At 50.8% G+C, this 19,748-nt stretch carries 17 protein-coding genes, 2 tRNA genes and 3 rRNA genes; 4 read left to right on the top strand and 18 right to left on the bottom strand.

Going from position 1 to position 19,748, the window contains the following annotated elements; all coding sequences use genetic code 11:
* The first annotated feature begins 48 nt into the window (after nt 1-48).
* Nucleotides 49-1,428, top strand: a complete 1,380-nt coding sequence (gene mltD, locus J2125_RS15895) for a murein transglycosylase D (RefSeq protein ID WP_026111634.1) — start codon at nt 49-51, stop codon at nt 1,426-1,428.
* 68 nt (nt 1,429-1,496) lie between these two features.
* On the opposite strand, the gene J2125_RS15890 is transcribed toward mltD, so the two are convergent.
* From J2125_RS15890 to J2125_RS15880, 3 genes are all read right to left on the bottom strand, one after another.
* The gene (locus tag J2125_RS15890; RefSeq protein WP_017800619.1) at nt 1,497-2,264 is read right to left on the bottom strand and encodes a class I SAM-dependent methyltransferase; all 768 of its coding nucleotides are present in this window, start codon (nt 2,262-2,264) and stop codon (nt 1,497-1,499) included.
* Nucleotides 2,265-2,341: 77 nt separating this feature from the next.
* Nucleotides 2,342-3,145 carry an endonuclease/exonuclease/phosphatase family protein gene (locus J2125_RS15885; RefSeq protein ID WP_026111633.1) on the bottom strand — a complete coding sequence of 268 codons (804 nt, stop codon included), beginning with the start codon at nt 3,143-3,145 and terminating at the stop codon, nt 2,342-2,344.
* 61 nt (nt 3,146-3,206) lie between these two features.
* The gene (locus tag J2125_RS15880) at nt 3,207-3,386 is read right to left on the bottom strand and encodes a hypothetical protein (RefSeq protein ID WP_017800617.1); all 180 of its coding nucleotides are present in this window, start codon (nt 3,384-3,386) and stop codon (nt 3,207-3,209) included.
* A gap of 42 nt (nt 3,387-3,428) precedes the next feature.
* On the opposite strand from J2125_RS15880, the gene yafC reads away from it, so the two are divergent.
* Nucleotides 3,429-4,334 (top strand): DNA-binding transcriptional regulator YafC, encoded by a 906-nt coding sequence (yafC, locus tag J2125_RS15875; protein WP_017800616.1) that lies wholly within the window; start codon nt 3,429-3,431, stop codon nt 4,332-4,334.
* Nucleotides 4,335-4,351: 17 nt separating this feature from the next.
* On the opposite strand, the gene J2125_RS15870 is transcribed toward yafC, so the two are convergent.
* The 15 genes from J2125_RS15870 to gmhB form a co-directional block, all read right to left on the bottom strand.
* Entirely contained in the window at nt 4,352-5,038 is a 687-nt protein-coding gene (locus J2125_RS15870; protein WP_040462426.1) for an HAD family hydrolase, read from the bottom strand.
* 68 nt (nt 5,039-5,106) lie between these two features.
* The gene (locus J2125_RS15865; protein WP_017800614.1) at nt 5,107-6,018 is read right to left on the bottom strand and encodes a tagatose-bisphosphate aldolase; all 912 of its coding nucleotides are present in this window, start codon (nt 6,016-6,018) and stop codon (nt 5,107-5,109) included.
* A gap of 37 nt (nt 6,019-6,055) precedes the next feature.
* Complete coding sequence (locus tag J2125_RS15860; RefSeq protein WP_017800613.1) at nt 6,056-6,595, bottom strand: ATP-binding protein; 540 nt, start codon at nt 6,593-6,595, stop codon at nt 6,056-6,058.
* Nucleotides 6,592-7,029, bottom strand: coding sequence for a PTS sugar transporter subunit IIA (locus J2125_RS15855; protein WP_017800612.1), 438 nt, complete (start codon nt 7,027-7,029; stop codon nt 6,592-6,594). Before J2125_RS15855 ends, J2125_RS15860 begins: the two co-directional genes overlap by 4 nt.
* A 6-nt stretch (nt 7,030-7,035) precedes the next feature.
* Entirely contained in the window at nt 7,036-7,305 is a 270-nt protein-coding gene (locus J2125_RS15850; RefSeq protein ID WP_017800611.1) for a hypothetical protein, read from the bottom strand.
* Nucleotides 7,306-7,345: 40 nt separating this feature from the next.
* Entirely contained in the window at nt 7,346-8,683 is a 1,338-nt protein-coding gene (locus J2125_RS15845; protein WP_017800610.1) for a PTS sugar transporter subunit IIC, read from the bottom strand.
* A 14-nt stretch (nt 8,684-8,697) separates the two neighbouring features.
* Nucleotides 8,698-8,988, bottom strand: a complete 291-nt coding sequence (locus J2125_RS15840; RefSeq protein WP_017800609.1) for a PTS sugar transporter subunit IIB — start codon at nt 8,986-8,988, stop codon at nt 8,698-8,700.
* A 9-nt stretch (nt 8,989-8,997) separates the two neighbouring features.
* On the bottom strand, nt 8,998-9,978 hold the full coding sequence (locus J2125_RS15835; RefSeq protein ID WP_026111632.1) for a 6-phosphofructokinase: 981 nt from the start codon (nt 9,976-9,978) through the stop codon (nt 8,998-9,000).
* A gap of 517 nt (nt 9,979-10,495) precedes the next feature.
* Entirely contained in the window at nt 10,496-11,302 is an 807-nt protein-coding gene (gene dkgB, locus J2125_RS15830) for a 2,5-didehydrogluconate reductase DkgB (RefSeq protein WP_017800607.1), read from the bottom strand.
* A gap of 174 nt (nt 11,303-11,476) precedes the next feature.
* Nucleotides 11,477-11,553, bottom strand: a tRNA-Asp gene (locus J2125_RS15825).
* A gap of 86 nt (nt 11,554-11,639) precedes the next feature.
* Nucleotides 11,640-11,755, bottom strand: a 5S ribosomal RNA gene (gene rrf, locus J2125_RS15820).
* A 208-nt stretch (nt 11,756-11,963) separates the two neighbouring features.
* Nucleotides 11,964-14,871, bottom strand: a 23S ribosomal RNA gene (locus J2125_RS15815).
* A gap of 226 nt (nt 14,872-15,097) precedes the next feature.
* Nucleotides 15,098-15,173, bottom strand: a tRNA-Glu gene (locus J2125_RS15810).
* 174 nt (nt 15,174-15,347) lie between these two features.
* Nucleotides 15,348-16,890, bottom strand: a 16S ribosomal RNA gene (locus tag J2125_RS15805).
* The 16S, 23S and 5S rRNA genes sit together here with 2 tRNA genes alongside, the layout of an rRNA operon.
* Before the next feature lie 425 nt (nt 16,891-17,315).
* Nucleotides 17,316-17,876: a D-glycero-beta-D-manno-heptose 1,7-bisphosphate 7-phosphatase gene (gene gmhB / locus J2125_RS15800; protein WP_017800328.1), complete on the bottom strand. Its 561-nt coding sequence runs from the start codon at nt 17,874-17,876 to the stop codon at nt 17,316-17,318.
* A gap of 189 nt (nt 17,877-18,065) precedes the next feature.
* On the opposite strand from gmhB, the gene metN reads away from it, so the two are divergent.
* Complete coding sequence (gene metN / locus J2125_RS15795; RefSeq protein WP_017800329.1) at nt 18,066-19,097, top strand: methionine ABC transporter ATP-binding protein MetN; 1,032 nt, start codon at nt 18,066-18,068, stop codon at nt 19,095-19,097.
* Entirely contained in the window at nt 19,090-19,743 is a 654-nt protein-coding gene (locus tag J2125_RS15790; protein WP_017800330.1) for a methionine ABC transporter permease MetI, read from the top strand. The genes metN and J2125_RS15790 overlap by 8 nt, the downstream gene beginning before the upstream one ends.
* The last annotated feature ends 5 nt before the right edge of the window (nt 19,744-19,748 follow it).

Raw genomic sequence — 19,748 nt, 5'->3', positions numbered from 1 at the left:
CCGAGCACGTATCATTGCTCGTCTTTTAAGCAAACTATTGACACACACATGAAGGCTAAAGCGATAATACTCGCCTCGGTCTTGCTGGTGGGTTGCCAGGCGTCAAGGCATGATGCTAACACCCCGGTCCAGCATGCACAGAGTCTGTCTTCGGCAGGTCAAGGTGAAAATGGAAAGTACTCAGATCGGATGTTGTCTCCGCGCTGGCAGGATGATGGAACCAGCCTCGCGCAAGACCAGGATCTTTGGCATTTCATTAGCGACGAGCTGAAGATGGAGGTTCCGGAAAATTCCCGGATCCGTGAACAAAAACAAAAGTACCTGAAGAACAAGAGCTATCTCCACGATGTAACATTACGGGCAGAGCCGTATATGTACTGGATAGTCGAGCAGATTAAGCAACGCAAAATGCCGATGGAACTGGTACTACTACCCATAGTGGAGAGCGCTTTTGACCCCCACGCGACATCAGCCGCGAATGCCGCAGGCATCTGGCAGATTGTCCCGGCTACGGGGCGTAATTATGGTTTGAAACAGAACCAGTGGTATGACGGTCGACGTGACATCGTCGCATCTACCAAGGTTGCGCTGGATATGATGGAACGTCTTAACGACATGTTTGACGGCGACTGGTTACTGACCATTGCGGCCTATAACAGTGGTGAAGGACGCGTCATGAAAGCGGTAAAACAGAATAAAGCGCGCGGGAAACCGACCGACTTCTGGAATTTATCGTTACCACGCGAAACCACGGTCTATGTGCCGAAAATGCTGGCTTTGGGCGAAATCCTTAAGCATAACAAACGTTACGGTATTCGACTGCCGACCCCTAACGAAAGCCGCGCCCTGGCGCGTGTCGAAGTGGGTCAGCAGATCGAACTGACACAGGCTGCCGAAATGGCGGGTATGTCACTGACCAAGCTGAAGAGCTTTAATACCGGTTACAAACGCGGAACAACAGCGCCAAACGGTCCCCATTACATAATGGTGCCTAAGTCGAATGTTGCCACGCTACGTAACTCACTGGCGACAGGTGATATCGCTGCAGTTCAACCCACTGAGGTGGCGAAAAACAGCAGCAGTGCAGGCGGTTATAAAGTGCGCAGCGGCGACACCTTATCCGGTATCGCGAAACGCCTTGGCGTCTCGGTAAAAGATTTGCAAAGCGCGAATAATCTGCGTGGCGGAAAAATTAAACCGGGTCAGACGCTCAGCGTGAGTGGTGGTAAAGGTACCGCGCTGGCCAGTAACAGCAGCATCACCTATCAGGTACGTAAAGGGGATTCCCTTGCCAGTATCGCTAAACGTCACGGCGTCAATGCCAGTGATGTGATGCGCTGGAATAGTGTACTAAGTGACGCAAAAAGCATTCAACCCGGCGATAAGCTGACGTTGTTTGTGAATAATAGCGCCACGCCAGATAGCTAAAGCATACCGATTACGTCTTATCGAATAAAAGAGCCACTCCGCGGAGTGGCTCTTTTTTTGCCGCTGATTTACGGTTTAACCGCTTCGATAAAGATAATATCGGTGCTGAAGCTGCCATCCGGCTGTAACTGATAATAGCGCTGCACTTCATCAGCAGCAGATTGCTGATAAGCGCGAATAGCTGTCACCAGTGCTTCCGGGGTGCGCATACGCGCAATCCAGCTGCTGAACTCAAGATGCAGGCGGTCCTGAGTAACCCCGGTGATGGCTAATCCGGCTTCGGTAAACATCGTCAGCCATTCGCCCGGATGGTAGTCACGCACATGCGAAGTATCGCGCAATGCTTCCACCGTCTGCAGCCAGATATCCAGCACGGCATTGCCGGGCGCATTCACATCCATAAAAATCACTTTGCCCGCCGGTTTCAGCACTCGTTTAACTTCACGCAGCGCCTGCCCCACATCGTGCCAGTGATGTGCTGAATAACGGCTGATGACAATATCAAAGCTGGCGTCAGCAAAGGGCAACGCCTCGGCATAGCCCTGCTGGGTAGTTAAATGGCCGTATCCGCGCTCCTGAGCGCTTTTCTTTACCACGTCCAGCATCTGACCGGAGAGATCGTACGCCACCACTTCTCGTACCTGCTGCGCGGCGATAAAGCTGGCATGCCCTCCTCCGCACCCCAGATCCAGCACCCGCGCCTCAGGTGTCACGGACAATCGCTCGCTCAGACGCTGTAAATCGCCGCCGCTGGCATGCACCGCGCTGCTGAGGTAAGCCTCAGCACGATCGCCGAACTGTTTATCGACATTCTGGTGGTGACTTTGCGTTGCCATATCTCTGTTTCCTTTTTGAGTTTTTTAAAGATGGGCAGACGCGACTGGCCTGCCCTGACGGCAGGCCTGCAAGAAGCTCAGATAAGCTCAGGCTTGCCGGGGGTGAATTCGACGAGTAGCGGGTTGTGATCGGATGCGCGCGTAACAAGGACGGAGGCCTCGGCGACATGCATACCGCGATAGAAAACGAAATCCAGTGGACGACCGAACGCTTTACGCCGGTGATCGTCGGTAAAACGCACTTCACGCAGTCCCATCTCACGTGAAAAACGGAACAGCGCATTCATCCGCTGACGGCTCCAGGCGTTAAAGTCTCCGGCCATGATTACCGGCCCCTGATGATGCAGGATCTGCTCACCAATCGGCCCCAGCTGTTTACTGTAAACATCGATACCGAGGCTAAAGTTGACCGCATGGATATTGACCACCATCAGCAACTCACCGTCAGGCAGTGGATAGGCGGTTACCAGCGCCGACTTGGACAGGCGCAGTAACGGCTCGCGTTCACGCAACGGGCAGCAATAAATTGGGTGCGCAGCGGCCAGCGTCATTACGCCAGAGGGGTGCTGCGGCAACACAAAAGCGGGCACCTGATCGGCCGCCAGATAGTTGGAGGTAGCGAACTGCACCAGTTCCGGAGTGGTTTGCGCTTCCTGCAGCAATACCAGATGCGCATCTTTACCAAAGTTTTGCAGCACCGATAACCAGTCAGCACGCTGCTGCTTGAAAATATTCCACACCAGCACCCGCAGCGTGGTTTCGGTGGGCAGAGGAGCGCCAGGCGGTAAGGCTTTACCTACGTGCAGCATCGCTCCAGGGGGGAAAATCCGCTCCGCTGGCTGACCTGCAACATATCTCATGGCATAGGTTTTTTTGTGCACTGTACCGCCTGAACCTTATTTGCTGCTGAGAAGTATATCTCTTCTTTCAGTTATAGGGACTTTACGCCGTAGTTTCAATCGGTACGGCTGATTTACGCGCGCCATAGCGTAAGTAAATGCAAAAACCGGCGGCATTTGCAGACCATCCCTGACGACCTGAAGCCACCGCTGAGGGCGCCTGCTGCTGCTCAGAGACGGTCTGTCTGATGGCGCTGAGGATCCGGTCATGTTTAAATAACAAAACAGTGCAAAATCCCTGTTTAATTTTGCGGCCGGAGCAATAATGAAAGCGACATCTGAAGAGCTGACCATCTTTGTGGCGGTGGTAGAGAGCGGCAGCTTTAGCCGTGCCGCAGAGCAACTGGAAATGGCCAATTCTGCCGTCAGCCGGGCGGTTAAAAAGCTGGAGAATAAACTTGGCGTAGAGCTGCTGACGCGCACCACGCGTCAGGTGAAGCTGACCCAGGAGGGCGAAAAGTATTTCCGTCGGGTGCAGAAACTGCTGCAGGAGATGGCCAGCGCCGAAAATGAGTTAATCGAAAGCCGCAATGTGCCCAGCGGGCTGCTGCGTATCGATGCCGCTACGCCGGTAGTACTGCATGTGCTGATGCCGATGATAAAACCTTTCCGCCAGCGCTATCCTGAAATCACCCTGTCGCTGGTGTCGTCGGAAAACTTTATTAATCTGATTGAGCGTAAAGTCGACGTGGCTATTCGTATCGGTACGCTGGTGGACTCCAGCCTGCGCGCACGTCCTCTGTTTACCAGCTATCGCAAAATTGTCGCAGCGCCAGGTTATCTCGCGCAGCACGGCACGCCGCAGAGCGCCGAAGAGCTGCGTCAACACCACTGTCTGGCGTTTGTTGAAGCACCGCGTCTGAATCGCTGGCCGGTGGCGCAGCAGGATGGTCAGCCGTTCGATATTATACCGGCGACCTCATCCAATAGCGGTGAAACCATTAAACAGCTGTGCCTGAACGGCAATGGCATTGCCTGTTTATCGGAATATATGGTGGATAAGGAGATTGCCGACGGTAGTCTGGTGCAGCTGCTTGCCGACCAGTTGCTACCGGTGGAGATGCCACTCAATGCGGTTTACTACAGCGACGGCGCGGTGAATATGCGCGTGCGCGCGTTTATTGATTTTCTCAGCGAATGGATAAAGGGACAGTATCCGCAGCCGGGATAGCTGTCCGGTACTGCGCGTTATTCAGCGCGCTGGCGAAAGCGGGCGATTTCAGCGTTCAGCAGATACATTGAGTCGATCACCGTATCGGCCCCTGCCGCTTCCAGCCTGCCGCGATGGCTTGCATTAGTATGGGCGCCGCCGGTAAAACCAATTACATACATCCCTGCGCGTTTAGCGGCTATCACACCATGTACCGAGTCTTCAATCACCATCGTGTTTGCCGGGGTGGCGTGCATAACCTCAGCTGCATGCAGAAAGATATCGGGCTGCGGCTTCGCGCGGCCAGGTCCCAGATCGACAGCGGAAAAGATATTCGCCGCAAACAGATGCTTTAGCCCCACCAGAGACAGCATGTAATCCAGTTGCTCTGCGCCGGAGTTCGAGCAGATACATTTACGCGTCGTAATCCCGCTAATCACCTCGTCAGTGCCAGCGATTCTGCTGAGACTGTTACCGAACTCAGCCATCAGCAGCGAATAAAATTGCTGATGAATGCTTTCGGCAATGTTAACGCCTTTATCAGCCCTGACTTTATCAATCAGCTCACTCCACGCCAGCCCACTGTAGTCGCGGGTAAACTCATCGAAACCGATAGCGACGCCGTGTTGATTCAGCAGTGACACCGTAAGCCTGATGCCGATAATTTCTGAATCGACCAGCACACCGTCGCAATCGAAGATGATCAATTCCAGGTTGTTATCCATATGCGTGCCCTGAAAAAAGGGCTGGCCGCCGGGAGTTACCCCAACGGCCAGCGTATTCATATCGCTGATTAAGCGCTAAGCAGCTCTTTACGATATTTGACTAACAGCTGCTGGATGTCGCGCAGACGTGATACCGCAATCGATGATAACTTTTCTTTGGAAACATTGCGGTCAAGGGAGATGCAATCTTTCCACAGCGAGCGTCCGGCAATCACCCCGGAAGCGCCATTGCGCAGCGAGATATCAACCTGCTGCAGGAAGGTCTGGTGATCGACCCCCGCCGACAGCACCGCCCACGGAATATCACCACAAATTTTCGTCACGCTGGCGCAGGCCGCTTCGCTTCCCGGATAAGGAATTTTCAGTACCTTAGAACCGCAATCGATACAGGCCTGACAACCGTCCTGTATCAGCTGTGGAATTTTGCTCTGGTACGCTTCATTGCTCTCGCCTTCCAGCTGATAAGTCAGGAACTCAACCACCAGGAAAAGATCTTCGCGGGCGAAATCGGCAATCACATCACGCAGCGTCGCCAGGTTTTCAGTATTGGCTTCCGGCGTATCCATACGCAGGTAGATCATGATTTTGCCGCCGGTCGCGCCCAGTTCACGCACCTTACGTGCATTGATCCCTTCAACCATATTGGAGATGCGATAACCATGTGGTGAAGTCCCCCAACCAGAAGCATCGAGTCCCACCAACAGGCCGGTATTACGTGGCACCACCCCTTCATCAATAATGCCCGGTACGGCGCAAATTGGATCCACTAATACGCATCCCGCCTCAGAGGCCAGATAACGGGTAATATCGTATTTGGTTTTGCCGAGGGTTTCATTGCTGATCTTAGCCTGTTCTTCCGGCGTGGCGGCCAGCAGTGTTCTCATTCCGCCACGCTGATCGCAGGCCACAACCATCATTGAACCTGTAGCATCGCAAATCATTTGATAGCCGCGACGTTCTGCCGTTGTCATTTTGTTCATTGGTTAATTCCTCGTACAAGAGATAATTTGTTTAGGGTTAATTTTGATGCAGACGGTGACTGACCCACGCAATAAGTTCCTGGTTATTGCCACCCTGATCCTGGTCAACGGTATATACCTCACCGAAAGCCATAGGTTGTGCTTTATGCGCCAGCTGCGTTAATTCCGGAATATACTCTTCACCAGGATGCCCTTTTACCCGGCAGGCACAGCGCTGTTTATATCTTTCAGCAACCAGCTCAGCCGAAGCTTTATTCCATATTTCAATAATGGTCTGGCAACCTGACATTTTCAGGTAATCCGCTAAAATCGTTTTATCGCGAAAACCAAACCAGGCGTCCATAACAAATATCGTATCCTGTGGCGCACTCTTAACGATACTGAACATTGACTCATAGGCCGCATAACCAAGTTTACGATTTAGCGGCCGATCAATAACCTCTGAGAACTGAACCATAAAAGGTTCTTTGATCTCATCAATACTTAATAGCGGAAATTTAAAGTAATCAGAAAGCGTTCTGGCAACAGAACTTTTCCCTGATGCCGGAATTCCATTAACTAGAATCACTGTTTTCATAATAACCCGAGAATTTCGTCAATTGTTGTGGCTCGTCTGATTTGAGATAACGTATCCTCCTGTTCCAGCAGACCGACGATCGAGGCGATACCCTCAGTGATGTGAGAATCACTGTTAACGCCGCCAAACATCACAATAATATCTACTGGTTCACTGCCATTAATCGACAGGGGATGACTAAGGGTCATCATGCTAAAGCAATCTTTAATCACTCCGCACTCCGGTCTGGCATGAGGTATAGCGATACCTTCATCGAAAACGTAGTAGGCCCCATACTCGATGGTATTGTTAATTACTGCCTGCGGATATTCAGGAGTAACAAAGCCACCACTAATTAATGGCTTTGCCGCTTGCGCAATAATGTCGCTCCAGGAGTCAACATCCATTCGCACCTGAATATACTGGTTCTGTGAAAGGAACTGTTTAATGCTCATATCACCTCATATATTTCTGCGAATGGTATTTCTCAGCTCATCCATCTTTACGAAAACATCATCAACCCGGCTACGATAACCTTTACTGGCGGAAAATATTTTTACCGCCTGGTTATATTTAACCATTAACTGTTTTTGCGTAGCGTTATCCGCCGGGTTCTGTAATAAAACTGATTCCAGCTGTGTGAATTCCGCCGCTATTCTCTCTGCATCTTCATCACTGTTATTCTCCCCTTCAGGTTGTGAATTAAACATTTGTTTTAATTTTGCAAACATAATCTCTCCTCATATCGTCAGAGGCCAGAATTAAGCCGGATTACTTACTCAGTTTTCGGTTAGCAAACCAGACAATCAATATTACAAAGGCAATAAAACCGATAACGAATGGCCAGTCATGCTGGAAGGCATGCCCCAGTACCAGACCGGTGCTAATCACATCTGAATCACTAAAGGTGACGCCCTTAAAGCCGAAGGTTTCCAGCAGGGGCACCAGGATGGCCGGCAGGAAGGTAATAAACAGGCCGTGCACCACACCGCCGATAATCGCCCCTTTTCTGCCGCCCATAGCGTTACCAAACACCCCGGCAGCCCCGCCGGCAAAGAAGTTGGTCAGCAAGCCAGGCAGAATCATCGCCAGACCAAACATCGGGAATACGATCATACCGATAATCGATCCAACAGTGGTGGCAAGGAAGCCGACAATCACCGCGTTAGGGGCATAGGGGAATAACACCGGGCAATCAAGCGCAGGTTTAGCATTAGGGACCAGACGCATCGCAATACCACGGAAAGCCGGAACCAGTTCATTCAGCAGTAAACGCACGCCGCTATACAGCACAAACACACCTGCGACAAACTGCATCGACTGCATAAACGAATACATGATGTAATTTGTTTCGCCGGCAAACTGTGCAATATAAGTCGGGCCGGCAAAAATGGCCGGAATGATATACATCGGCACCATAATGACAGCCATTGACAGGTAGGTGTCCTGCAGAAACTTAAAGTTATCCGGTAACTCTAAATCCTCAGTTGAACGTGAGTTCTTGCCAATGGCGCGCGCGACGGCAGCCTGCACCAGATAACCAATAGTACAGAAGTGACCGAGGGCGACATCATCGGAGTCGGTGATCTTGCGCACTATTGGCTGGGCGATGGCCGGCATTAACACCGCCATAATGCCGCCAAATATGCCGCCGGTCAGAATCAGGGTCGCGCCCGTCAGCCCGGCCTTGTAACCAATAACGGTTCCGATGGTCGCCATCCATAACAGCGCCTGGCCAGTGAGGAAGATATATTTAAATGGCGTAATACGCGCAATAATGATGTTAACAGCAAAAATCACCAACAGCGTCAGCGCCACTTCAGAACCCAGCTCACGGTTTGCCACGCCAGCGATAGCCGCAACATCGGTAATGTATCCCTTCATGCCAAAACCGCTGGTAAAGATATCATTCAGATAGGTCAGGGCTTCAACAATGATATTGATGCCTGCCATCATGATCAGAAAGCCAAGCAGCGTTTTAAATGTTCCCTCGATAGTTTTACCGACAGATTTTTTTTGCAGGATCAGACCAAGCATGGCGATTAACGCAATAAGTATCGAAGCCTGGCCGAGAAAATCCTTCACAATAAAATGAATAATAGCGTCCACTTACCACCTCAACTTTATTTTGAATTTATATAAGCCAGGATTTTCTCTTCTATCTCTTTTTTATCAGTGAGCTTGTTTAATATGATGACTCGTTTCTTATCTTCCTCGCTGGCATCTGAGGTTAAGATGTCAGCAAACATTTTCTGGGTAAGAATAATGTCATATTTAAAAGATGAAGCTTCGGATACCGTAGTGTGATCGATATCAGCTTCAATCGATAATTTTTGCAATACCGATTTCGCGCTCATTTCAATAGCAAAGCTTGAGCCGAGACCGCAGCCACATACGCAGAGTACTTTAAGCATGTTATTACCTCAGATAAGGTTATTTACTTTAGCCAGTTTGTAGAGATTACTATCTTCATCCACCAGACGTTTGTCGGAGTTTTCAAGATCGATCGGGATAGCCTTATTATTATTGTTTATAACAATGATTTTATTAGTCAGGCCGCTGTTAATACACCTTACAACTTCTTCCGCCAGAATGGCGCCCTGAATAATCTCCTCACCGGTTGGCGTGCCATTTCTTAATCCATAACCCAGAATAGTTTTTCTGATGCGGATACCAATTTTGTGCTCAATTTTGCCAATCATGGTATCAATCGCACCCTGAAATCCAGGGGTATACTCTTTGGTATAGCCTTCAGAACATAAAATAATTACGCTATTCTGCACTTTAATCTTATCCCTGATTTTCTGCGCCAGCAGATCAATATTCCATGGCGATTCAGGAATAAGTGCGATATCGGCATTGCTTTTCAGCGCGGCTTGTAAGGTTAACTCACCACAATAGCCGCCCAGCAGTTCGATCATAAATATCCGTCCTGGCAGGCCGCGGCCGGTATTACGTAATTTCCCCACCTCAGCAATGACCTGTTCGCAGGCAGTCGAAAATCCGATGGTATAACTGTTACCCGTGATATCGTTATCAATGGTCATACCGATGCCATAACAGTTAACGCCATAGCTGCTGAGAACTTTTAAAAACTGAAAAGAGCCATCTCCGCCGCCCATAATCAGACAGTCGAGTTTTTTCTGGCGGATATTTTTGACAATTTTCTCGTAGTCAGACTTTTTACATTTATCCTCTTTTCTGCCGGAAGAGATTAACGGTACAGAAGAGATGGAAAGATCCACTAAATCGCGGCGTGATATTTCCTTCGCACGATTCTCTATCAGGCCATTAATGCCGCCATCAAAAATCACCATTTCAGATTCGGTCATCCGGTTAACCTGAAACAGAAAGTTATTCATGCCACTGACATCACCACCACTTATTACTAATCCTATTTTCATGGCTGACCTCAGATAAACATTTACCGGTTAATGTGGATTTAATGTTAAAGATGCCGGGATTAATTTTTTTGACGGATATCACATTTATGCAATGATTTTCTCCAGCAGCAGGTGTTGACAGTGGTTAATTTCGTGAAATTTTGTGATATAAATCACTTTATTTTTTACGCTTTTTACGCAATTTTTACTTAATTTATTGTTTTTACTCTTAATTTTTTATGTGATCTAAATCCGCTCTGAAAGTTTATTTTCACTAAATAAGCCGTTGCTGTTTTTGTGATTTATTTCACATTATTATGCTTCTCAGCATTAAAATATTGCCAGCCGGTTTCTATACGGACTTATTGCACTGTTCAATTGAGAGATTCAAAACCAGCAAGCGATTACTGCGCTTAATGCTTAATTGATAAGGAATTTAAAAGTAATAGTGGGAGATGTGATGGTGGATATGTGCATCGGGGATATTGCTATCAACGGACAGCCTTCGGGAGTGAAGGCTGTCCGGTCGTACTTCAGACTAGCGATCCCAGGCGGGTGCCAGTCCTTCCGGACTCACCAGACGGTCATTGCTGTCCAGTGTGGCAATCTTCGTCATATCTGCCTCATCCAGCTTTAGTGATTGCGCCAGCAGGTTACTCGCAAGGTTTGTCCGTTTGGTAGAAGATGGTATTACCGCATAACCTGACTGCATCGCCCAGGCAAGAATAACCTGTGCAGTCGTGGCCTGATGCTTGTCTGCAATGACCTGAATTACGCCGTCGGTTAACGCCTTACCATAAGCCAGCGTCATATAGGATGTAACAGGGATGCCATTCTGCCGGGCAAACGCCACAACTTTACGGTTTTGCAGATACGGGTGTAATTCAATCTGATTGGTGGCGATTTCTGCTACACCAACGGCATCAATCGCTTGCTGCATCAGTTCCGTGGTGAAGTTAGAGATACCGATCGCACGCGTCAGTCCGGCCTGTTTCGCCGCAACCAGTGCCTGCATGGTTTCAGCTACCGGGACCGCAGCGCCAGGCGATGGCCAGTGGATCAGGGTAAGATCAACGTAATCGGTACGCAATTTGGCCAGACTCTCTTTCAGGCTGGGAGCCAGCGCTTCTGCCGTGAGGTTTTCAATCCAGATTTTCGTGGTGATAAACAATTCTTCGCGCGCCACGCCGCTTTCTGCAATTGCCTGCCCAACAGCGGCTTCATTACCGTAAATCTGCGCGGTGTCGATTGCCCGATATCCCAGATCCAGTGCGTTTTTTACCGATGCGATAACCACATCATCCTGCAAACGGAAAGTGCCTAAGCCAAAAGCGGGAATTGTCATAATGTCCTCATATCCTTTATAAACAGTTTTGCTGAAAGTGAGGAGAGTATGGCAGTGATATTGTTGCTGAAAAAGCCGACTTTCAGCATAACACTTGTGACTAAAAGACAAGAATAGCACTATTTCAGACATACGAAAAAGCCCTGAGCAGATGCTCAGGGCTTTCGTAATAAGTGGCGGAACGGACGGGGCTCGAACCCGCGACCCCCTGCGTGACAGGCAGGTATTCTAACCAACTGAACTACCGCTCCACCGATTCTGTACTGATCCCAGACATGACGTCTGAATTCAGGTGTTTCTCTCATTTCCGTGTCACGGGAAATGGTACTAATTTGATGCCTGGCAGTTCCCTACTCTCGCATGGGGAGACCCCACACTACCATCGGCGCTACGGCGTTTCACTTCTGAGTTCGGCATGGGGTCAGGTGGGACCACCGCGCTAAAGCCGCCAGGCAAATTCTTTGTGCTCTGTCCTGTGTCTTTTACGCTCTGACCGCGTTGGCTGCCTTCGCGTCACTCAGTCACATACTTCTGTATGCTCCTTCATGCCGTCTCAGTTGCCGCCTTGTCACAGCGCAAAATCCTTCGGACTTAATTCCGGTGAACAAGCTGAATACTGTCGCGTCTCTCTCAACGCTCACCAAAACACTTCTGGTGTTGTAAGGTTAAGCCTCACGGGTCATTAGTACCGGTTAGCTCAACGCATCGCTGCGCTTACACACCCGGCCTATCAACGTCGTAGTCTTCAACGTCCCTTCAGGACTCTCAAGGAGTCAGGGAGAATTCATCTCGAGGCAAGTTTCGCGCTTAGATGCTTTCAGCGCTTATCTTTTCCGCATTTAGCTACCGGGCAATGCCATTGGCATGACAACCCGAACACCAGTGATGCGTCCACTCCGGTCCTCTCGTACTAGGAGCAGCCCCTCTCAATTCTCCAGCGCCCACGGCAGATAGGGACCGAACTGTCTCACGACGTTCTAAACCCAGCTCGCGTACCACTTTAAACGGCGAACAGCCGTACCCTTGGGACCTACTTCAGCCCCAGGATGTGATGAGCCGACATCGAGGTGCCAAACACCGCCGTCGATATGAACTCTTGGGCGGTATCAGCCTGTTATCCCCGGAGTACCTTTTATCCGTTGAGCGATGGCCCTTCCATTCAGAACCACCGGATCACTATGACCTGCTTTCGCACCTGCTCGAGCCGTCACTCTCGCAGTCAAGCCAGCTTATGCCATTGCACTAACCTCACGATGTCCGACCGTGATTAGCTGACCTTCGTGCTCCTCCGTTACTCTTTAGGAGGAGACCGCCCCAGTCAAACTACCCACCAGACACTGTCCTCAGCCCGGATAACGGGCCCAAGTTAGAACATCAAACATTAAAGGGTGGTATTTCAAGGTTGGCTCCACGCAGACTGGCGTCCGCGCTTCAAAGCCTCCCACCTATCCTACACATCAAGGCTCAATGTTCAGTGTCAAGCTGTAGTAAAGGTTCACGGGGTCTTTCCGTCTTGCCGCGGGTACACTGCATCTTCACAGCGAGTTCAATTTCACTGAGTCTCGGGTGGAGACAGCCTGGCCATCATTACGCCATTCGTGCAGGTCGGAACTTACCCGACAAGGAATTTCGCTACCTTAGGACCGTTATAGTTACGGCCGCCGTTTACCGGGGCTTCGATCAAGAGCTTCTCCTTGCGGATAACCCCATCAATTAACCTTCCGGCACCGGGCAGGCGTCACACCGTATACGTCCACTTTCGTGTTTGCACAGTGCTGTGTTTTTAATAAACAGTTGCAGCCAGCTGGTATCTTCGACTGCCTTCGGCTCCGCCCGCGAGGGGGTTCACCTACCAGCAGCGTGCCTTCTCCCGAAGTTACGGCACCATTTTGCCTAGTTCCTTCACCCGAGTTCTCTCAAGCGCCTTGGTATTCTCTACCTGACCACCTGTGTCGGTTTGGGGTACGATTCGATGTTACCTGATGCTTAGAGGCTTTTCCTGGAAGCAGGGCATTTGTTACTTCACCACCGTAGTGGCTCGTCATCACGCCTCAGCCTTAAAGCGTTCCGGATTTGCCTGGAACGCAAGCCTACACGCTTAAACCGGGACAACCGTCGCCCGGCTAACATAGCCTTCTCCGTCCCCCCTTCGCAGTAACACCGGGTACAGGAATATTAACCTGTTTCCCATCGACTACGCTTTTCAGCCTCGCCTTAGGGGTCGACTCACCCTGCCCCGATTAACGTTGGACAGGAACCCTTGGTCTTCCGGCGAGCGGGCTTTTCACCCGCTTTATCGTTACTTATGTCAGCATTCGCACTTCTGATACCTCCAGCAGACCTCACAGTCCACCTTCGACGGCTTACAGAACGCTCCCCTACCCAACAACGCATACGCGTCGCTGCCGCAGCTTCGGTGCATGGTTTAGCCCCGTTACATCTTCCGCGCAGGCCGACTCGACCAGTGAGCTATTACGCTTTCTTTAAATGATGGCTGCTTCTAAGCCAACATCCTGGCTGTCTGTGCCTTCCCACATCGTTTCCCACTTAACCATGACTTTGGGACCTTAGCTGGCGGTCTGGGTTGTTTCCCTCTTCACGACGGACGTTAGCACCCGCCGTGTGTCTCCCGTGATAACATTCTCCGGTATTCGCAGTTTGCATCGGGTTGGTAAGCCGGGATGGCCCCCTAGCCGAAACAGTGCTCTACCCCCGGAGATGAGTTCACGAGGCGCTACCTAAATAGCTTTCGGGGAGAACCAGCTATCTCCCGGTTTGATTGGCCTTTCACCCCCAGCCACAAGTCATCCGCTAATTTTTCAACATTAGTCGGTTCGGTCCTCCAGTTAGTGTTACCCAACCTTCAACCTGCCCATGGCTAGATCACCGGGTTTCGGGTCTATACCCTGCAACTTAACGCCCAGTTAAGACTCGGTTTCCCTGCGGCTCCCCTATACGGTTAACCTTGCTACAGAATATAAGTCGCTGACCCATTATACAAAAGGTACGCAGTCACCCCCCTGAAGAGGGCTTCCACTGCTTGTACGTACACGGTTTCAGGTTCTGTTTCACTCCCCTCGCCGGGGTTCTTTTCGCCTTTCCCTCACGGTACTGGTTCACTATCGGTCAGTCAGGAGTATTTAGCCTTGGAGGATGGTCCCCCCATATTCAGACAGGATGTCACGTGTCCCGCCCTACTCATCGAACTCACAGCAAGTGTGCCTTTGTGTACGGGAGTATCACCCTGTACCCTGCGACTTTCCAGACGCTTCCACTGACACACAAACTGATTCAGGTTCTGGGCTGTTCCCCGTTCGCTCGCCGCTACTGGGGGAATCTCGGTTGATTTCTTTTCCTCTGGGTACTTAGATGTTTCAGTTCCCCAGGTTCGCCTCGTTAAGCTATGTATTCACTTAACGATGATGCACCGCAGTGCACCGGGTTTCCCCATTCGGGTATCGACGGGTATAGCGCCTCATATCGGCTTACCGTCGCTTATCGCAGATTAGCACGCCCTTCATCGCCTCTGACTGCCAGGGCATCCACCGTGTACGCTTAGTCGCTTAACCTCACAACCCGGAAGTGTCTTTCGACTCTTCAGAGCTGCAAGCATTTGAGAGACTCGAATATATCGTGCTTCATTTCTTATTACGGAGAAATGAGACGACATATCGTTTCAATTTTCAGCTTGTTCCGGATTTTTAAAGAGCAAATATCTCAAACGTGACTCGCCTTGCGGCCTAATCAGTTTTGAGATACTGGGTTGATAACGTCTTTCACATCGTTATCAGAGTATGGCGTCCCCAAGGGGATTCGAACCCCTGTTACAGCCGTGAAAGGGCAGTGTCCTGGGCCTCTAGACGATGGGGACACAAAAATTGTCAGCCAGTCACTGACTGGCTATTTTTGTGTAAAGGTGAAGATTTGCCTGCAAATCTGAGCGACAAACTTATTTGTCACCGAACCTTACGCAAAAAGACGCTTGCTCATTACTTTTTTCATCAGACAATCTGTGTGGGCACTGCGCGGAGTATCTTCACATAGGTAAGGAGGTGATCCAACCGCAGGTTCCCCTACGGTTACCTTGTTACGACTTCACCCCAGTCATGAATCACAAAGTGGTAAGCGCCCTCCCGAAGGTTAAGCTACCTACTTCTTTTGCAACCCACTCCCATGGTGTGACGGGCGGTGTGTACAAGGCCCGGGAACGTATTCACCGTAGCATTCTGATCTACGATTACTAGCGATTCCGACTTCACGGAGTCGAGTTGCAGACTCCGATCCGGACTACGACGCACTTTATGAGGTCCGCTTGCTCTCGCGAGTTCGCTTCTCTTTGTATGCGCCATTGTAGCACGTGTGTAGCCCTGGCCGTAAGGGCCATGATGACTTGACGTCATCCCCACCTTCCTCCGGTTTATCACCGGCAGTCTCCTTTGAGTTCCCGCCATCACGCGCTGGCAACAAAGGATAAGGGTTGCGCTCGTTGCGGGACTTAACCCAACATTTCACAACACGAGCTGACGACAGCCATGCAGCACCTGTCTCACGGTTCCCGAAGGCACTAAGGCATCTCTGCCGAATTCCGTGGATGTCAAGGCCAGGTAAGGTTCTTCGCGTTGCATCGAATTAAACCACATGCTCCACCGCTTGTGCGGGCCCCCGTCAATTCATTTGAGTTTTAACCTTGCGGCCGTACTCCCCAGGCGGTCGACTTAACGCGTTAGCTCCGGAAGCCACGCCTCAAGGGCACAACCTCCAAGTCGACATCGTTTACGGCGTGGACTACCAGGGTATCTAATCCTGTTTGCTCCCCACGCTTTCGCACCTGAGCGTCAGTCTTCGTCCAGGGGGCCGCCTTCGCCACCGGTATTCCTCCAGATCTCTACGCATTTCACCGCTACACCTGGAATTCTACCCCCCTCTACGAGACTCTAGCCTGCCAGTTTCAAATGCAGTTCCCAGGTTGAGCCCGGGGATTTCACATCTGACTTAACAGACCGCCTGCGTGCGCTTTACGCCCAGTAATTCCGATTAACGCTTGCACCCTCCGTATTACCGCGGCTGCTGGCACGGAGTTAGCCGGTGCTTCTTCTGCGGGTAACGTCAATCGACGCGGTTATTAACCGCATCGCCTTCCTCCCCGCTGAAAGTACTTTACAACCCGAAGGCCTTCTTCATACACGCGGCATGGCTGCATCAGGCTTGCGCCCATTGTGCAATATTCCCCACTGCTGCCTCCCGTAGGAGTCTGGACCGTGTCTCAGTTCCAGTGTGGCTGGTCATCCTCTCAGACCAGCTAGGGATCGTCGCCTAGGTGAGCCGTTACCCCACCTACTAGCTAATCCCATCTGGGTTCATCCGATGGTGTGAGGCCCGAAGGTCCCCCACTTTGCTCTTGCGAGATTATGCGGTATTAGCTACCGTTTCCAGTAGTTATCCCCCTCCATCGGGCAGATCCCCAGACATTACTCACCCGTCCGCCGCTCGTCACCCAAGGAGCAAGCTCCTCTGTGCTACCGCCCGACTTGCATGTGTTAGGCCTGCCGCCAGCGTTCAATCTGAGCCATGATCAAACTCTTCAATTAAAAAGCTTGATGCTCAAAGAATTAAAACTGTTATTCGTAATGAATATAGTAGTCACTCTTGAGACTTGATATTTCAAATTTTTTCCATCCGGGGATGGTTTGCGATATCAACCCTGCGAGTGCCCACACAGATTGTCTGATAAATTGTTAAAGAGCAGTGCAATCAGCGACTTCGTCTGCTGCTGCGAGGTGGCGTATATTACGCTTTCCTCCCTCAGAGTCAACCCCGTTTTCAGAAGTTTTTCTCCGGCGGTTCAGAACCGATTAACTCGCTTCCCGAACCTCCTGAGCCGCCGCTGTGTAAGCCGTTGTTCCGTCTCAGTGGTTGCGCATTATAGGGAGCTCCTGAGGGATAGCAAGCACAAATCTAAACTTTTTTGCCACTTTCATGCCACTTGCCGCAACTTCGTACGAAACGCTGTTTTTTAACCCTGTTTAATGCGTTGCGGTAGCTCTGCAAGGCTATTAATTACCCAATCTGCTGCAGCTTCACCTTCAGCAGTGACAGGCTTACCGCTACGGACCAGTACTTTTTTACCGACGCCAGCCGCTTTACCCGCCAGGATATCCTCAATCTTGTCACCTACTATATAAGAAGCAGCCATATCGATGTTCAGTTCCTGCTGAGCCGACAGCAACATGCCCGGCTGCGGTTTACGACAATCGCACTGCTGGCGGTAAGCGTCTTCCGTTGCATCCGGATGATGCGGACAGAAATAGATGCCGTCGAGGTCGACTTCGCGATCGGCCAGCGACCAGTCCATCCACTCGGTAAGGCTGATAAATTGATCTTCAGTAAACATACCGCGCGCGATACCGGACTGGTTAGTCACCAGCACCAGCGCAAAGCCCATTTTTTTAAGTTCACGCATGGCGTCAATCACGCCATCGATAAACTGGAAGTTATCGATTTCATGAACATAGCCGTGATCGACATTTATCGTGCCATCACGATCAAGGAAAATTGCGGGTACAAGCTCTGCCACGTAGAAACTCCTGCTACTAAATTTGCTGCACAGTATCGCATGATTGCAATAAAAGAGAGAATGCCAGATTGAATGACTTCGATTGATTTAGACGTCTGGATGCCTTACCATCCATTCAAATTTCGCGATAGCGAAGATTGACGCTAAGCCACACCACGGACAACTTTCATCACGATAATAAATAACTCAATGATAAAACTTTCAAATATCACCAAAGTGTTCCAGCAAGGCTCACGCAACATTACTGCGTTGTCAGATGTCAGCCTGCACGTGCCCGCCGGACAGATTTACGGCGTAATTGGCGCATCTGGCGCGGGCAAAAGTACGCTGATCCGCTGCGTTAACCTGCTTGAACGCCCCACTTCCGGCAGCGTGCTGGTCGATGGCCAGGAGCTCACGACTCTGTCAGAGGGAGAGCTGACCCATGCCCGTCGTCAGATTGGTATGATTTTCCAGCACTTTAACCTGCTGAACTCACGTACGGTATTTGGCAATATCGCCCTGCCGTTAGAGTTAGGCAATCTGTCGCGTGAACAGATCAAACAGCGGGTGATTGAATTACTCGACCTTGTGGGCCTGGCGGATAAGAAAGATGTCTGGCCAGCCAATCTTTCCGGTGGGCAGAAGCAGCGCGTGGCGATTGCCCGGGCACTGGCCAGCAACCCTAAAGTATTGCTGTGCGATGAGGCCACCAGCGCCCTCGACCCGGCAACTACCCGCTCGATTCTGGAATTACTGAAAGATATTAACCGTCGTCTTGGTATTACCATTCTGTTGATCACTCATGAAATGGATGTGGTCAAACGCATCTGCGATCAGGTAGCAGTGATCAGTAATGGTGAGCTGATTGAAAAAGACAGCGTCAGCGAAGTGTTCTCGCACCCGAAAACCCCGCTGGCCCAGCAGTTTATTCAGTCCACGCTGCATCTCGATATTCCCCAGGATTATCTGGACCGCCTGTTGCCGGAAGCCAAAACCGATACCGTGCCGCTGTTACGTCTGGAGTTCACCGGCCAGTCCGTTGATGCCCCGCTGCTGTCAGAAGCGGCGCGCCGCTTTAATGTTAATAACAATATTATCAGCGCGCAGATGGATTACGCCGGTGGCGTGAAATTCGGCATCATGCTGGCTGAAATGGACGGTGATGAGGCGGATACTGCTGCTGCGATCGCCTTCCTGCAAGAACATCACGTGAAAGTTGAGGTATTAGGTTATGTCTGAGGCAATGATGTGGTTACTGGGCCGGGGTGTGTGGGAAACCCTGATGATGACCTTTGTCTCTGGCTTTATGGGTTTTGTGCTCGGTCTGCCGGTAGGCGTACTGTTGTATATCACCCGTCCGGGACAGATTATGGAAGGCGCGAAGCTGTACCGCGTGCTCTCCGCCGCAGTGAATATCTTCCGCTCGATTCCTTTTATTATCCTGCTGGTCTGGATGATTCCGTTTACCCGCCTGATTGTCGGCACCTCCATCGGTTTGCAGGCCGCGATTGTGCCGCTGACCGTCGGCGCCGCACCCTTTATTGCGCGTATGGTGGAAAATACCCTGCTGGAACTGCCAACCGGACTGATTGAAGCCTCGCGCGCCATGGGCGCCACGCCGCTGCAGATCATCCGTAAAGTGCTGCTGCCTGAAGCGCTGCCGGGACTGGTAAATGCCGCTACAATTACCCTGATTACACTGGTGGGTTACTCAGCAATGGGGGGTGCTGTCGGTGCCGGTGGTCTGGGTCAGATTGGCTATCAGTACGGTTATATCGGATACAACGCCACTGTGATGAATACGGTATTAGTATTATTGGTGGTTTTGGTGTATTTGATTCAATTCTGTGGTGATCGCATCGTTCGCGCAGTCACCCACAAGTAAACACA

It is taken from the genome of Winslowiella toletana, assembly GCF_017875465.1.
GTDB classification, from domain to species: domain Bacteria; phylum Pseudomonadota; class Gammaproteobacteria; order Enterobacterales; family Enterobacteriaceae; genus Erwinia; species Erwinia toletana.
Note: the sequence above shows the minus strand (reverse complement) of the source record. Positions and strands in the feature narration are given on the sequence as shown.

What these genes read in the sequence shown, in the direction of transcription:
- mltD (WP_026111634.1), top strand. Translation starts at nt 49, where the DNA reads ATGAAGGCTAAAGCGATAATACTCGCCTCGGTCTTGCTGGTGGGTTGC.
- J2125_RS15850 (WP_017800611.1), bottom strand. Translation starts at nt 7,305, where the DNA reads ATGTTTGCAAAATTAAAACAAATGTTTAATTCACAACCTGAAGGGGAG.
- J2125_RS15840 (WP_017800609.1), bottom strand. Translation starts at nt 8,988, where the DNA reads ATGCTTAAAGTACTCTGCGTATGTGGCTGCGGTCTCGGCTCAAGCTTT.
- J2125_RS15790 (WP_017800330.1), top strand. Translation starts at nt 19,090, where the DNA reads ATGTCTGAGGCAATGATGTGGTTACTGGGCCGGGGTGTGTGGGAAACC.
- J2125_RS15855 (WP_017800612.1), bottom strand. Translation starts at nt 7,029, where the DNA reads ATGAGCATTAAACAGTTCCTTTCACAGAACCAGTATATTCAGGTGCGA.
- J2125_RS15860 (WP_017800613.1), bottom strand. Translation starts at nt 6,595, where the DNA reads ATGAAAACAGTGATTCTAGTTAATGGAATTCCGGCATCAGGGAAAAGT.
- J2125_RS15870 (WP_040462426.1), bottom strand. Translation starts at nt 5,038, where the DNA reads ATGGATAACAACCTGGAATTGATCATCTTCGATTGCGACGGTGTGCTG.
- metN (WP_017800329.1), top strand. Translation starts at nt 18,066, where the DNA reads ATGATAAAACTTTCAAATATCACCAAAGTGTTCCAGCAAGGCTCACGC.
- J2125_RS15865 (WP_017800614.1), bottom strand. Translation starts at nt 6,018, where the DNA reads ATGAACAAAATGACAACGGCAGAACGTCGCGGCTATCAAATGATTTGC.
- yafC (WP_017800616.1), top strand. Translation starts at nt 3,429, where the DNA reads ATGAAAGCGACATCTGAAGAGCTGACCATCTTTGTGGCGGTGGTAGAG.
- J2125_RS15835 (WP_026111632.1), bottom strand. Translation starts at nt 9,978, where the DNA reads ATGAAAATAGGATTAGTAATAAGTGGTGGTGATGTCAGTGGCATGAAT.
- J2125_RS15890 (WP_017800619.1), bottom strand. Translation starts at nt 2,264, where the DNA reads ATGGCAACGCAAAGTCACCACCAGAATGTCGATAAACAGTTCGGCGAT.
- dkgB (WP_017800607.1), bottom strand. Translation starts at nt 11,302, where the DNA reads ATGACAATTCCCGCTTTTGGCTTAGGCACTTTCCGTTTGCAGGATGAT.